A 13,922-nucleotide genomic window follows, 5' to 3' on the forward strand; every position below is an offset into this window, starting at 1 on the left:
AACCGCCTTACGATTATATGTCTAGACATATAAGTCAAGCATCCCACACCTGGGGACCATGGCATGGCAGAGCGCTTCGACCGGATCTGGCACAATGCCAAGCTCGCCACGATGCGGGCCGACCGGCCCGATCTCGGCGAGATCGAACGTGGCCTGATCGCCGCGCGCGGCGGCCGTATCGTTTATGCCGGAGCGCAGATCGATTTTCCGGCGGATGCCGATGCTGCCGAACGGATCGACTGCGAGGGACGCTGGATCACGCCCGGCCTCGTCGATTGCCACACCCATCTCGTCTACGGCGGCAACCGCGCGCACGAGTTCGAGCTGCGCCTGAAGGGTGCGAGCTACGAGGAGATCGCGCGCGCCGGCGGCGGCATCGTTTCGACGGTGGCCGCGACCCGCAAGGCGAGCGAGGCAGGTCTCGTCGCACGCGCGCTGCCGCGGCTCGACGCGCTGATCGGTGAGGGTGCAACCACGGTCGAGATCAAGTCGGGCTACGGTCTCGACACCGAGACGGAGATGCGACAGCTCGCGGCCGCGCGCAGCCTCAGTCGCCAGCGGCCGGTTGCGATCCGCACCTCCTTCCTCGGTGCGCATGCCCTGCCGCTGGAGGCGGAGGGTGACAAGGATCGCTACATCGATCTCGTCTGCAACGAGATGCTGCCGGCCGTTGCAAAGGCTGGCCTCGCCGACGCTGTCGACGCCTTCATGGAGGGCATCGCGTTTTCGGCGGAGCAGACCGCGCGGGTGTTCGAGACGGCGAGGGGGCTGCGGCTGCCGGTCAAGCTCCATGCCGATCAACTGTCGAACCTCGGCGGTGCCGCGCTCGCTGCAAGATTCTCGGCGCTGTCGGCCGATCATCTCGAGCACACGGATGAAGCCGGCGCCGCCGCGATGGCAAAGGCGGGAACGGTGGCCGTGCTGCTGCCCGGCGCGTTCTACTTCATTCGCGAGACGCAGAAGCCGCCGGTTGAAACTTTCCGCAAGCATGGCGTCCATATGGCGCTCGCGACCGATTGCAATCCCGGCAGCTCGCCGCTGACCTCGCTGCTGCTCACGATGAACATGGGCGCGACCTTGTTCCGGATGACGGTCGCCGAATGCCTGGCTGGAATCACCCGCGAGGGCGCGCGTGCCTTGGGCGTGCTCAGTGAGACCGGCACGTTGGAGGCCGGCAAATGGTGCGACCTCGCGATCTGGGACATCGAGCGCCCCGCCGAGCTTGTCTACCGCATCGGCTTCAATCCGCTGCATCGCCGGGTGTGGAGGGGGCAGTGACGGAGCAGGGCACAGCGATCGTCGTCAAGCCGGGAGCGGTCAGTCTCGACGATCTCGCGCGCGTGCTGGAAGGCGCATCCGTCGTGTTCGATCCCTCGTTCTGGCCGCGCGTCGAGGCGGCAGCCGAAATCGTCGCGAAGGCTGCGCAAGCGGATGCGCCCGTCTACGGCATCAACACCGGGTTCGGGAAGCTGGCCTCGAAGCGCATTCCGGCGGACCAGACCGCGCTGCTCCAACGCAATCTCATCGTCTCGCATTGCTGCGGCGTCGGCCCAGTCACGCCCGAGCCGATCGTTCGCCTGATGATGGCGCTGAAGATCGTCTCGCTCGGGCGCGGCGCTTCCGGCGTGCGCCGCGCGGTGATCGAGCAGTTGCAGGCCATGCTGGCACGGGGTGTCGCTCCCCTGGTGCCGCAGCAGGGCTCGGTCGGCGCCTCCGGCGATCTTGCGCCGCTCGCGCATATGACGGCGGTGATGATCGGCGAAGGGCAGGCCATCGTCGACGGGAAAATCGTGTCCGGCGGTGAAGCGCTCGCCGCGGCCGGCCTCGCGCCGCTGACGCTCGGCCCCAAGGAGGGGCTTGCGCTGATCAACGGCACGCAATTCTCGACCGCTTACGCCATTGCCGGCGTGCTGCGCGGGTTTCGCCTGGCCCGCGCGGCGCTCGTGACCGGTGCGCTGTCGGTCGATGCGGCGATGGCCTCGACGGCGCCGTTCCGTCCCGAAATCCAGGCGCTGCGCGGCCATGCCGGGCAGATCGCCGCGGCCGCAACGTTGATGGCGCTGCTGGATGGCAGCGACATTCGTCTGTCGCATCTCGAAGGCGACGAACGCGTGCAGGATCCCTATTGCCTGCGCTGCCAGCCGCAGGTCGCAGGCGCCGCGCTTGACCTGATCACGCAAGCCGCGCGCACATTGATTGTCGAAGCCAACGCCGTCACCGACAATCCGCTGGTGCTGGTCGAAACCGGCGAGATCGTTTCCGGCGGCAATTTTCACGCCGAGCCTGTGGCCTTTGCCGCCGACGCACTCGCGCTGGCGCTGTCGGAAATCGGCGCGATCAGCGAGCGGCGCATTGCAACGCTGGTCGACCCCGCGCTGAATTTCGGCCTGCCGCCGTTTCTGACGCCCGATCCCGGCATCAATTCCGGCTTCATGATCGCCGAGGTGACGGCCGCAGCGCTCTATGCCGAGAACAAGCAGCGCGCGGCGGCCTGCTCGATCGATTCGACGCCGACCAGCGCCAACCAGGAAGATCACGTCTCGATGGCCGCACACGCCGCGCGGCGGCTGTCCGACATGGCCGACAATCTCGCCGCCATCCTCGGCATCGAGCTGCTGGTCGCAGCCCAAGGCATCACGCTGCGCGCGCCGCATGCGACGAGCGCGCCGCTGGCTGCCGTCATCGCCGCCCTGCGCGAGCAGGTGCCCGCGCTCGATGCGGATCGCTACATGGCCGGCGACCTCGCCAAGGCAGCTACGCTGGTCGAGGCAGATGCGTTGCCGGCCACGGCCATTGCTGCGCTTCCATCCGATCCGTTCCCGAGGCTTGATTAAGAGGTCCGCATGAACCGCCGACTGGACAATGACCGCACCATTCGCGCCCCCCGCGGCAGCGAGATCAGCGCCAAGAGCTGGCTGACGGAAGCGCCGCTGCGCATGCTCATGAACAACCTCGACCCTGACGTCGCGGAGCGCCCGAGCGAGCTCGTGGTCTATGGCGGCATCGGCCGCGCCGCGCGCGACTGGGAGAGCTTTGACCGGATCGTTGCGGCCTTGCGCAAGCTCGAAGCCGACCAGACGCTGCTGGTCCAGTCCGGCAAGCCGGTCGGCGTCTTCCGCACCCATGCCGACGCCCCGCGCGTGCTGATCGCGAACTCCAACATCGTGCCGCACTGGGCGACGCTCGATCATTTCAACGAGCTCGATCGCCAGGGCCTGATGATGTACGGCCAGATGACGGCGGGCTCCTGGATCTATATCGGCAGCCAGGGCATCGTGCAGGGCACCTACGAGACCTTTGTCGAGGTCGGGCGTCGTCACTATGGCGGCAGCCTTGCGGGCAAATGGATTCTCACCGCTGGCCTCGGTGGCATGGGCGGTGCGCAGCCGCTGGCCGCGACCATGGCCGGCGCTTCGATGCTCGCGGTGGAATGCCAGCCGAGCCGCATCGAGATGCGGCTGCGAACCGGCTATCTCGATCGCCAGGCCGCAACGCTCGACGAAGCGCTGGCGATCATGGAAGAGACCGCCAAGACGAAGAAGGCAGTCTCGGTCGGCCTGCTCGGCAATGCCGCGGAGATTTTTCCGGAGCTGGTGCGCCGTGGCGTCAAGCCCGACATCGTCACCGACCAGACCAGCGCGCATGATCCGATCAACGGCTATTTGCCGAAGGGCTGGACGCTCGCCGAGTGGGAAGCCAAGCGCGCGTCCGATCCGAAGGGCGTCGAGCGTGCGTCGAAGACGTCGATGGTCGAGCATGTCCAGGCGATGCTGGATTTCCATGCGCAGGGCATTCCGACGCTCGACTACGGCAACAACATCCGCCAGATGGCGCAGGACATGGGCCTGAAGAACGCCTTCGATTTCCCCGGCTTCGTGCCCGCCTATATCCGTCCCTTGTTCTGCCGCGGCGTCGGGCCGTTCCGCTGGGCGGCGCTCTCGGGCGATCCCGAGGACATCTTCAGGACCGATGCCAAGGTCAAGGAGCTGATGCCCGACGACAAGCATCTGCACAATTGGCTCGACATGGCCAGGGAACGCATCAAATTCCAGGGTCTGCCGGCGCGGATCTGCTGGGTTGGCCTCGGTGATCGCCATCGCCTCGGCCTTGCTTTCAACGAGATGGTGGCACGCGGCGAGCTCAAGGCGCCGATCGTGATCGGCCGCGATCATCTCGACAGCGGCTCGGTGGCAAGCCCGAACCGCGAGACCGAGGCGATGAAGGACGGCTCGGATGCGGTGTCCGACTGGCCTCTGCTGAACGCACTGCTCAATTGCGCCAGTGGCGCGACCTGGGTGTCGCTGCATCATGGCGGCGGCGTCGGTATAGGCTATTCCCAGCATGCCGGCATGGTGATCGTCGCCGACGGCACGCCGGAAGCGGCCAAGCGCATCGAGCGCGTGCTCTGGAACGATCCGGCCACCGGCGTCATGCGCCATGCCGACGCGGGTTACGAGACCGCGATCGACTGCGCCCGTGACAAGGGGCTCGATCTGCCGAGCCTTGCGAAGTAGCTAGCCGCGGGCTCGATCAACCTCTCTCGCTTGCGGGGGAGGTCGGCGCGAAGCGCCGAGTGGGGGCTCTCTCCAATCAGGGAGTCTCTCTGCGGAGGCACCCCCACCCCAGCCCTCCCCCGCAGGCGGGAGAGGGAGCGCACCTTCTTCAGGGCAGCCTCGCCGATTCAGCCGCTCACCAGCAGCTTCGGCATCGTCGTCTTCGCGCCGTCCATGAAGGTCTGGACGGCGTCGCGGACGATGGCGTCGAGATCCGGCGGGATCGGCGTCTCGTAGATGAACTTGCGGATGGCGAGATAGAAGATGCGCCCGTGCAGGCCCCAGAACAACTCGGTCTCGCGCTCACTCAATGAGTGAGCTTTTGCGTCGGGCAGTTTGAGCTCGTGGCGGAGTTCGGCTGTCGCCGGTTCGATGATCTCGCGGCGGACGATGTCGAGATAGCGGCTGGTGATGCCGAACGACTTCATGCCGGAGAACACGAAGATCCGCACCCAATTGTATTCGAACACCCGTTCGACATAGTCGAGATAGAAGCGCGTGAGCCGCGCTTCGAGTGACAACGAACGGTCGCGGATCATCGGACCCCAATCGGGCGACCAGCGGCTGAGATAGACCTCCTGGTAGACCCGCTCGATCAGCGCTTCCTTGCTCGGGAAGTGGCGGTAGATCGCCGAATGCGTGATGCCCATGCGCTTGGCGAGCTCGCGGGTCTGCCCCTCGAAGCCGCGCTCGGCGAAGAAGCGGATGGCTTCCTCCACGATCGCGCGCTCGCGGTCAGCCGCGCGCATGTTGCGACGCTTTGGCGCGGACTTGCTGCCTGTCTCGGTCCGCTTGCGGGCCGGTCGCCTCAAAGTTCTCTGCGCTTTTCGGGCCATCTCGTCGCTGAATCAACGTATCGCTGCCTTCATAGCCCAAGGCGCATTTGTGACCAAATGGTCATTTCCTGTTGACCGGCCTTTAGCGCCGTGTCAGGATTTTGAGACCAGATGGTTACAAATCTGACGTCCCGGCTGATGAGCCGATGGATCTCTGAGGAAACGGCAGTGAAGGCGAGGGCTTTCAGCTATTTTCGTGCGGCGACGATCGACCAAGCGCTGGATGCTCACGCCCGCGCCGGGGACGATGCGCGTTTCATCGCCGGCGGCCAGAGCCTGGTGCCGGCGCTGTCGCTGCGGCTGCAGGCGCCGCGGCTTTTGATCGACATCACCCACATCGACGAGCTGCGCGGCGTCAGGCGCGACGGCGATGGCTTGCGCATCGGTGCGCTGACGCGCCACTGCGAAATGCTGAGCGAGCCGCTGATCGCCGAATTCGCGCCGCTGCTGCATGCGGCGGCGCCGTTCGTTGCGCATCCCGCGATCCGCAACCGCGGCACGTTTGGGGGCAGCGTCGCGCTCGCCGACCCCGCGTCCGAATTTCCGGCAATGACATTGGCGCTGGATGCCGAGATCGAGATCGCCGGGCCGTCAGGCCGCCGGCGCGTCAAGGCCGACGACTTCTTCATCGACCTGTTCGAGACGGCGTTGCGGCCCGGTGAGCTGATCACGGCAATTTACGTTCCGCTGTTCAAGGCCGATCAGCGCTTTGCGTTCGACGAATTGGCGCGGCGGCGCGGGGACTATGCGCTGGTCGGGTGCGGGATCATGGCGACCTGCACCGGCGAGCGCATTGACGACATCCGCATCTCCTTTTTCTCCGTGGGGAATACGCCAATGCGGGTCAAGGGCGCTGAGGCAAGCCTGATCGGCTCGGATCTAAATGCGCAACGCATCGCCGCCGCGCAAGGCGCGCTCGAGGGCGATCTCGCTCCGCCCGAGAGCGACGAGGTGCCGCCCGCGATGCGGCTGCATCTCGCCCGCGTATTGCTTGGCCGCCTGCTCGGACGTCTCGGTGAGGACGCATGAGCGGCTTTGACGAGACCCTCCTGAACGAGGCCGACGAGACCGTGCGCATTGGCCTCGTCGTCAACGGTCGCAAGGTCGCCTGCGAGGTCGCGCCGCGCGACACGCTGGTCGATTGCCTGCGCGACAGGCTCGAGCTGACGGGCACGCATGCCGGCTGCGAGATGGGCTCCTGCGGTGCCTGCCTGGTGCAGCTCGATGGCCGCGCCGTGCATTCCTGCCTGATGTTTGCGGTGCAGGCCGACGGCGGCAAGATCGACACGATCGAGGGGCTCACCGAGAGCGGCCTGCTCGCCGACCTCCAGGCCGAATTCCACCGTCGCAATGCGCTGCAATGCGGCTTCTGCACCTCGGGCATGCTGATCAACGCTCACGAGTTGCTCTCGCAGACGGCGCAGCCGAGCCGCGAGGAGATCCGCGACGCGCTGTCGGGCAATTACTGCCGCTGCACCGGCTATGAGGCGATCGTCGATGCCATCGACGCCGTGGCCAAAGCGCGCAGCGCAGGCGGAGGCGCAGCATGAGCGCGCCGCTGACCTCGCTCGATCGGCCCAACTCCTATATCGGCCGTTCCGTGCCGCGGCCAAATGCAAAACGGCTGCTGGCAGGGCGGGGGCGCTATGTCAGCGATCTCAAGTTGCCGCGGATGCTGTATGCCGCGTTCCTGCGCAGCCCGCATGCGCACGCGAAGATCATCTCGATCGATACCGAACAGGCCCGCGCGCTCGAAGGCGTGCATCTCGTCGCGACGGGCGCCGATCTCGCCAGGATCTGCACGCCCTGGACGGGCACGCTCGATCATTTCAAGGGCATGACCTCAGCACCGCAATTGCCGCTGCCGCTGGATCGCGTGGTCTGGGCCGGGCAGGCGGTGGTTGCGGTCGTGGCCGAGAGCCGCGCGATCGCCGAAGATGCGCTGGAGCTGATCGAGATCGACTACGAGGACCTTCCCGTCGTCGTCGACATTGACAGCGCACGCGAGGCCGGCGGTCCGCTGGTCAATCCCGGCAGCGCCAACAACTCCTGCTTCCGCAGCCAGCTCGACAACGGCAGCGTCGACGACGCCTTCGCGCATGCGGCCCATGTGGTCGAGGAGGAGTTCTCCTTCGGCCGCCATACCGCAGTGACGCTGGAGCCGCGTGCCATCGTCGCCGATTACGATCCGACCGCGGGCATGCTCACCGTGCATCACGGCACGCAGACGCCGTACCAGTTCCAGGACCTCTACTCCCGCCACTACGGCATCCCGGAAGCCCGCGTCCGCGTCATCGCGACCGACATCGGCGGCTCCTTCGGGATGAAGCTGCATGTCTATCACGAGGACATGGCGGTGGTCGGTCTCTCGATGCTGCTCGGCCGTCCCGTGAAGTATGTTGCCGATCGCATGGAGTCCTTCGTCTCCGACATCCACGCGCGCGACCACCGCGTCCGCGCCCGCATGGCGCTCGACGCTAAGGGCGAGATCCTGGCGATGGACGTGCTGGATCTGACCGCGATCGGCGCGTTCTCGACCTATCCGCGCACCAGCGTGGTCGAGGGCAACCAGGTCATTCGCCTGATCGGCGCGCCCTATCGCTTCAAGAATTACCGCGCCACGCTGGAGGTGATCTTCCAGAACAAGGTGCAGACCAGCCAGTACCGCGCCGTCGGCCATCCCATCGCCTGCGCCGTCACGGAGCGGCTGGTCGATATGGCAGCAAGCAAGATCGGCCTCGATCCCTTCGCCATCCGTGCGCAGAACGTCATCCCCGATAATGCCTATCCGCAGACCTCGCCGACCGGCTACCGTTTCGAGGCGCTGTCGCATCAGGCCTGCCTGAAGCGCCTGCACGAGATGATGGACTATGACGCGCTGCGGGCCGAGCAGGCGGATTTGCGCAAGCGCGGCGTCTATCGCGGCATCGGCATCGCCGCCTTCGTCGAGATCACGAACCCCAGCCCGGCGTTCTATGGCGTTGGCGGCGCGCGCATCTCCTCGCAGGACGGCGCCATTCTCAGCCTGACGCCGTCGGGCGAGGTCCGCTGCCTGATCTCCGTGACCGAGCAGGGGCAGGGCACCGAGGCGATCATCAGCCAGATCGTGGCCGACCAGCTCGGCCTTGCCCAGGAGCACGTCAAGGTCATCACCGGGGATACCGAGGTGACGCCGCATGGCGGGGCGACCTGGGCCTGCCGTGGCGCCGGCATCGGCGGCGAGACCGCGCTGCAGGCGACGCGCGCGCTCAAGCGCAACATCCTGGAGATCGCCGCGCTGATCCTCCAGGAACAGCCGTCGGCGCTCGACATCGTCGATGGCGAAATCGTCGACGCAGGCACGCGGAACCAACGGATGCCGATCTCCGAGATCGCACGCATTGCCTATTTCCGCTCCGACACGCTGCCGCCGGGCACGCAGGCGCAGCTCACGGTGAGCCATCATTTCGCGCCGCAGGGCTATCCCTTTGCCTTCACCAATGGCATCCAGGGCTGCTCGCTGGAGGTCGATGTCGAGACCGGTTTCATCAAGCTCCTGAAGCACTTTATCGTCGAGGATTGCGGCCGCGTCATCAATCCGATGCTGGTCGACGAGCAGCTCCGCGGCGGCATCGTGCAGGGGCTGGGCGCGGCGCTGTTCGAGGAATGCCGCTACAGCGACACCGGCCAGCTGATGAACGGCTCGCTCGCCGATTACCTCGTTCCGATGCCGATGGAGATGCCCGACATCGTCATCGGCCATGTCGAGACGCCGACCGCCGACACCGTGCTCGGCGCCAAGGGCGTCGGCGAGGCCGGCACGGCGGCGGCCTCGGCTTGCGTGCTCAATGCGGTGAACGACGCGCTCTCGCCCTTTGATGCGACGATCAGTTCGATCCCGATCACGCCGACCAAAGTCCTGAAAGCCCTGAAGCGTTTCTAGAAAAAAGACAGTTGGAGGAAATCATGCCCAAGTCCGTTTCGACGTCGAAAATATCCCGCCGCACCGCGCTCGCCGGCCTTTCGGCCGGCGCGGCGCTGCTTGCCATGCCCCGGATCGGCCGCGCGGCCGACGAGACGATCCGCATCGGCTTTCCGACACCGCTGACCGGCCCGTTCGCCGCCGAAGCGCGCGATCAGGTCAAATGCGCCGAGCTCGCGGTGAAGCTCGTCAACGACAAGGGCGGCATCGGCGGCCGCAAGGTCGAGCTGCTGGTGCGCGACGACAAGCTCAACGCCGGTGAGGCCGCGACGCGTACGCTCGAGCTGATCGAGAAGGACAAGGTTCATGCCGTGGTCGGCGCGCTCTCCAGCGCCGTGCAGCTCGCGGTCAACGAGGTTACCCGCGCCCGCGGCGTGATCTACGTCTCGATCAGCCAGTCGGACACCATCAACGAAGCCAAGGATTTCAGCAAATACACCTTCCACGAAGCGCTGAACCCGCACATGACGACAGCCGCCGTGGCGCGGCAGACGCTGAAGAAGGGCATGAAGGTCGCCCATCTCGCTGCCGACTATGCCTACGGCCACGAGATGCTGCGCGGCTTCAAGCGCGCGCAGGCCGCGATCGGTGCGGACAATGTCGGCGAGATCCTGCATCCGTTCGGTGCGGCCGACTATTCCACCTTCATGCCGCGCCTGATGTCGATGCGGCCCGACGTGCTCTGCATCTCCAATTTCGGCCGCGACCAGGCCAATGCGATCAAGCAAGCCGTGGATTTCGGCGTCAAGCAGCAGATGAAGATCGTGGTCCCCGTCATCCTGCACAACCAGCGGCTCGCGGTCGGCCCCGACGTGTTCGAGGGCGTGGTCGGCGGCGCCAATTACTATTGGGGCCTGGAGGCGCAGAGCAAGTCGGCAGCTGCCTTCAATGCGGCTTTCAAGGCCGCCAATGGCGGCGCGATCCCGACCGATTACGGCGCCTATGGCTATTCCGGCGTCGGATCCTTGCTGGCCGCGATGCAGACCGCGGGCGGCACCGACACCGACAAGGTGGTCGATGCGCTGGAGAAGCTGCAATATGATCTGACCAAGGGGCCGCAGCACTACCGCAAATGCGACCACCAGTCGGTGCAGTCGGTGCTGGTGCTGGAGTCCAAGAAGAAGTCCGCCATGGCGGGCGACAACGATCTGTTCGCCATCCTCGCCAACGACATCGGCTCCGACGACATGCTGCGCAGCTGCAGCGAGCTCGGCCACGCGACCTAAGATTTGTGACGATGGACCTGTCGCTGATCATCATGCAGCTTCTCTCCGGGATCGCCCTTGGGGCGGTCCTGGTGATCACTGCGCTTGGACTGACGATCGTGTTCGGCATGCTCGGGGTGGTCAATTTCGCCCACGGCGCGCTGTTCATGATCGGGGCCTATGCGGGGCTGTATCTGGCCTCTCTCACCGGAAGCTTCTGGTGGGGGCTGCTGCTGGCGCCCATCCTGATCGGCGCCTTCGGCATGCTGATCGAATTCGTCCTGATCCGCAGGCTCTATGGACGCTCGATCGACGATCCGCTGCTGCTCACCTTCGGCCTCAGCTATGTGCTGGTCGAGGGCGTGCGCATCGTGTTCGGCAGCGACGGCATTCCGTTTCCGACCCCGCCGCAGCTGATCGGCGTGCTCGATCTCGGCATCGGCTTCTTCCCGCGCTACCGCCTGTTCGTCATCGTGCTGGTGGCGGTGGTGCTGCTGGCGCTCTGGCTGACGCTGGAGAAGACCCGTGTCGGCCTGATCGTGCGCGCGGGTGCGCGCGATCCCACCATCATGCAGGTGCTCGGCGTCGACATCGGCCGGGTCTGGCTCGCGATCTTCGGTCTCGGCGTCGGACTTGCCGCGCTGGGCGGCGTGCTCGCGGGTCCCATACGCAGCGTTAATCCGGAGATGGGCTCGCTGGTTCTGGCCGAAGCGTTTGTCGTGACCGTGATCGGCGGTCTCGGCTCGATCGTCGGCGCGGTCGTGGCCGGCCTCATGGTCGGCATTTCCATCAGCCTGGTGGCGCTGTTCGCGCCTGAAATGGCGACCATCGTCATGTTCGCGTTGATGGCGGTGGTGCTGCTGATCCGCCCGCAAGGCCTGTTCGGCGTGAGAGGGAGGACGGCGTGACGCACCCTTCGAGCGGCGAGGCGCTCGCCAAGCCTGCGCCGAGCGGGCTCGGCCGGCTTCTCGACCACCGCGTGCTGCTCTCGATCGCCGTGCTGGCGATATTGCCCTGGCTGCTGCCGTCCAAGGCGCTGGCCGTCAACGTCCTGATCTACGGCGTCGTGGTGATGGGCTATAATCTGCTGTTCGGCTACACCGGGCTGTTGTCGTTCGGTCAGGCCGCGTTCTTCGGGGCGGGTGCTTACTTCACCGGCATTGCGATCGGCCGCTACGGCGTGCCGTGGTTTGCCGCGGTCGCGCTCGCCGTGTGTCTCAGCACCTGCCTTGCGGCCGTGATCGGAATCATCTCGACGCGCACCCGCGGCATCTATTTCTCCATGGTGACGCTCGCGCTGGCGCAGCTGGTCTATTACGTCGCGCTCCAGGCCTCCTCCTTCACCGGCGGCGAGAACGGCCTGCGCGGCTTCACCGTCGACCGCATCAGCCTGTTCGGCCTTCAGGTCAACTTTCTCGACCCGGTCAACAAATACTACGTGCTGATGGCGTTCGCGGCGCTGGCGATGTGGTTCCAGTCGCGCATCCTGAACTCGCCGTTCGGGGCCGTCATCGAGGCGATCCGCGAAAACGAGCAACGCGCGCGGGCCTGCGGCTACGACGTCGAGCGCAGCAAGCTGGTCGTGTTCATGCTGTCGGGCGCGATCTCCTCGCTGGGCGGCTGCATGCTGGCGCTGCACCTGTCGATCGTGCCGCTCGATATCCTGCACTACCAGACCTCCGGCATGATCGTGATGATGGTGCTGCTCGGCGGCGCCCGCAGCTTTTTCGGACCCTTCGTCGGCGCGGCGAGCTTCCTGATCCTGGAGGACGTGATCTCGCTGTGGACGCCGCATTGGCAGATCTTCGTCGGCGCGATCTTCGTGCTGTTCGTGCTGTTCCTGCCCAAGGGCATCTGGGGAACGCTGCTGGATGCCCTTCGCATCGGAAAGGCGCGGCGATGAGCGGCGAACTGCTTCGCGCCGAGGGAATCGGCAAGCGCTTCGGCGGCTTCGTCGCGCTCGAGGATATTACCTTGTCCTTTGCGGCGGGGCAGCTCACCTCGATCATCGGACCGAACGGTGCCGGCAAGAGCACGTTCTTCAACATCCTCTCCGGTGCGCTGACGCCGACCTCCGGCAAGCTGCAATTCAGGGGGCGCGAGCTGAACGGCCTGCCGCAGCACCGCTTCGTGCACCAGGGCATTTCGCGCTCCTACCAGATCACCAACATCTTTCCGGATCTGTCCGTGCATGAGAACGTCCGCGTCGCCGCCCAGGCGCTGACCGTGAGCTACGACATCTGGCGCAATCGCGCGCGGCTGACCGAATTGCATGCGCGTGCCGATGCGGCACTCGACGCGGTGGGGCTTCTCGGCAAGCGAAGCGAATTTGCAAAGTTCCTCTCGCATGGCCAGCAGCGTGCGCTGGAGATCGCGATCGCGCTGGTCTCCGAACCCGAGTTGCTGCTGCTCGACGAGCCGACCGCCGGCATGGGGCCGGAAGAGACCAAGGACATGGTCGCGCTGCTGGAACGGCTCGCCGACAAGCGCACCGTGCTGCTGGTGGAGCACAAGATGAAGATGGTGCTGGGCCTGTCCAAGCGCGTGGTGGTGCTGCATCACGGCCGCCTGCTCGCGGACGGCGCGCCCGATGAGATCAGGAGCAATCCGGAAGTCCGCCGGGTCTATCTCGGACAGAGTGAAGGTTATGGCTGAGACCGCGCTGCTCGAAATCGAAGATCTCCACGCCTGGTATGGCGCGAGCCACATCCTGCACGGCATCTCGCTGCACGTGAAGGAGGGCGAGGTGGTTGCCCTCGTCGGCCGCAACGGCGCCGGCAAGACCACGACCTTGCGAACCATGATGGGCCTGATGCCGAAGGCGACCGGCCGCGTGCGCTTTGCGGGCAGGGAGCTCCTGCCGTTGCGCGCCCATCAGCGCTTCCACCTTGGCCTCGCTTACGTACCCGAGGAGCGGCGCATCGTTCCCGGACTGTCGGTGCGCGAGAACCTCCGGCTCGGTCTGGTCGCGGCCGGCAGCGACATCGAGGAGCGGGCCGCGATCGACGAGATCGCCGCGACCTTTCCGCGCCTGAAGGAGCGCCTCGACCAGGAAGGCGTGACGCTCTCCGGCGGCGAGCAGCAGATGCTGGCGATCGCGCGCGCGCTGATCGCCAAGCCCAAGATGATCCTGCTGGACGAACCTTCGGAGGGCATCATGCCCGTCCTCGTCGAGGAGATGGGCGTGCTGTTCCGCCGCCTGCGCGACGAGGGCAAGACGCTGCTGCTGGTCGAGCAGAACGTCGAATGGGCGCTGCGGCTGGCCGATCGCGCCGTGATCATCGATCAGGGCGAGGTCGTGCACGAGAGCAGCGCTGCGGCGCTGCTCGCGGACAAGGACATCCAGGAGCGTTACTGCGCGGTCTGA

The 13,922-nt window shown here is 66.0% G+C and carries 12 protein-coding genes; 11 read left to right on the top strand and 1 reads right to left on the bottom strand.

What is annotated here, in order from left to right; genetic code table 11:
• The first annotated feature begins 63 nt into the window (after window positions 1–63).
• The 3 genes from hutI to hutU are packed head-to-tail and all read left to right on the top strand — an operon-like array spanning window position 64 to window position 4,514.
• The gene (gene hutI / locus AABA84_RS10485; protein WP_338312016.1) at window positions 64–1,278 is read left to right on the top strand and encodes an imidazolonepropionase; all 1,215 of its coding nucleotides are present in this window, start codon (window positions 64–66) and stop codon (window positions 1,276–1,278) included.
• Window positions 1,275–2,834 carry a histidine ammonia-lyase gene (gene hutH, locus AABA84_RS10490; RefSeq protein WP_338312017.1) on the top strand — a complete coding sequence of 520 codons (1,560 nt, stop codon included), beginning with the start codon at window positions 1,275–1,277 and terminating at the stop codon, window positions 2,832–2,834. The genes hutI and hutH overlap by 4 nt, the downstream gene beginning before the upstream one ends.
• Window positions 2,835–2,843: 9 nt before the next feature.
• Window positions 2,844–4,514 carry a urocanate hydratase gene (hutU, locus tag AABA84_RS10495; protein ID WP_212250444.1) on the top strand — a complete coding sequence of 557 codons (1,671 nt, stop codon included), beginning with the start codon at window positions 2,844–2,846 and terminating at the stop codon, window positions 4,512–4,514.
• Window positions 4,515–4,681: 167 nt separating this feature from the next.
• Here hutU and AABA84_RS10500 read toward each other — a convergent pair whose 3' ends face one another.
• Window positions 4,682–5,302 (bottom strand): TetR/AcrR family transcriptional regulator, encoded by a 621-nt coding sequence (locus tag AABA84_RS10500; protein WP_338312018.1) that lies wholly within the window; start codon window positions 5,300–5,302, stop codon window positions 4,682–4,684.
• Between the two features lie 255 nt (window positions 5,303–5,557).
• Between AABA84_RS10500 and AABA84_RS10505 the strand changes: the two genes are divergently transcribed.
• The 8 genes from AABA84_RS10505 to AABA84_RS10540 are packed head-to-tail and all read left to right on the top strand — an operon-like array spanning window position 5,558 to window position 13,922.
• Entirely contained in the window at window positions 5,558–6,418 is an 861-nt protein-coding gene (locus AABA84_RS10505; protein WP_338312019.1) for an FAD binding domain-containing protein, read from the top strand.
• The gene (locus tag AABA84_RS10510; protein ID WP_338312020.1) at window positions 6,415–6,939 is read left to right on the top strand and encodes a (2Fe-2S)-binding protein; all 525 of its coding nucleotides are present in this window, start codon (window positions 6,415–6,417) and stop codon (window positions 6,937–6,939) included. Before AABA84_RS10505 ends, AABA84_RS10510 begins: the two co-directional genes overlap by 4 nt.
• Window positions 6,936–9,311: a xanthine dehydrogenase family protein molybdopterin-binding subunit gene (locus tag AABA84_RS10515; protein WP_338312021.1), complete on the top strand. Its 2,376-nt coding sequence runs from the start codon at window positions 6,936–6,938 to the stop codon at window positions 9,309–9,311. Before AABA84_RS10510 ends, AABA84_RS10515 begins: the two co-directional genes overlap by 4 nt.
• 23 nt (window positions 9,312–9,334) lie before the next feature.
• Window positions 9,335–10,576, top strand: a complete 1,242-nt coding sequence (locus AABA84_RS10520; RefSeq protein WP_212250438.1) for an ABC transporter substrate-binding protein — start codon at window positions 9,335–9,337, stop codon at window positions 10,574–10,576.
• 11 nt (window positions 10,577–10,587) lie between these two features.
• The gene (locus tag AABA84_RS10525; RefSeq protein WP_212250436.1) at window positions 10,588–11,463 is read left to right on the top strand and encodes a branched-chain amino acid ABC transporter permease; all 876 of its coding nucleotides are present in this window, start codon (window positions 10,588–10,590) and stop codon (window positions 11,461–11,463) included.
• On the top strand, window positions 11,460–12,458 hold the full coding sequence (locus AABA84_RS10530; protein WP_338312022.1) for a branched-chain amino acid ABC transporter permease: 999 nt from the start codon (window positions 11,460–11,462) through the stop codon (window positions 12,456–12,458). Before AABA84_RS10525 ends, AABA84_RS10530 begins: the two co-directional genes overlap by 4 nt.
• Window positions 12,455–13,210: an ABC transporter ATP-binding protein gene (locus AABA84_RS10535; RefSeq protein ID WP_338312023.1), complete on the top strand. Its 756-nt coding sequence runs from the start codon at window positions 12,455–12,457 to the stop codon at window positions 13,208–13,210. Before AABA84_RS10530 ends, AABA84_RS10535 begins: the two co-directional genes overlap by 4 nt.
• On the top strand, window positions 13,203–13,922 hold the full coding sequence (locus AABA84_RS10540) for an ABC transporter ATP-binding protein (protein ID WP_212250432.1): 720 nt from the start codon (window positions 13,203–13,205) through the stop codon (window positions 13,920–13,922). Before AABA84_RS10535 ends, AABA84_RS10540 begins: the two co-directional genes overlap by 8 nt.

Source organism: Bradyrhizobium sp. TM239, from assembly GCF_036247985.1.
In the GTDB taxonomy this organism is placed as follows: Bacteria; Pseudomonadota; Alphaproteobacteria; order Rhizobiales; family Xanthobacteraceae; genus Bradyrhizobium; species Bradyrhizobium ottawaense.

Bases quoted from the DNA above. Each gene is read 5' to 3' on its own strand.
- hutI (WP_338312016.1), top strand. From the start codon at position 64: ATGGCAGAGCGCTTCGACCGGATCTGGCACAATGCCAAGCTCGCCACG.
- hutU (WP_212250444.1), top strand. From the start codon at position 2,844: ATGAACCGCCGACTGGACAATGACCGCACCATTCGCGCCCCCCGCGGC.
- AABA84_RS10500 (WP_338312018.1), bottom strand. From the start codon at position 5,302: ATGCGCGCGGCTGACCGCGAGCGCGCGATCGTGGAGGAAGCCATCCGC.
- AABA84_RS10510 (WP_338312020.1), top strand. From the start codon at position 6,415: ATGAGCGGCTTTGACGAGACCCTCCTGAACGAGGCCGACGAGACCGTG.
- AABA84_RS10515 (WP_338312021.1), top strand. From the start codon at position 6,936: ATGAGCGCGCCGCTGACCTCGCTCGATCGGCCCAACTCCTATATCGGC.
- AABA84_RS10520 (WP_212250438.1), top strand. From the start codon at position 9,335: ATGCCCAAGTCCGTTTCGACGTCGAAAATATCCCGCCGCACCGCGCTC.
- AABA84_RS10525 (WP_212250436.1), top strand. From the start codon at position 10,588: ATGGACCTGTCGCTGATCATCATGCAGCTTCTCTCCGGGATCGCCCTT.
- AABA84_RS10535 (WP_338312023.1), top strand. From the start codon at position 12,455: ATGAGCGGCGAACTGCTTCGCGCCGAGGGAATCGGCAAGCGCTTCGGC.
- AABA84_RS10540 (WP_212250432.1), top strand. From the start codon at position 13,203: ATGGCTGAGACCGCGCTGCTCGAAATCGAAGATCTCCACGCCTGGTAT.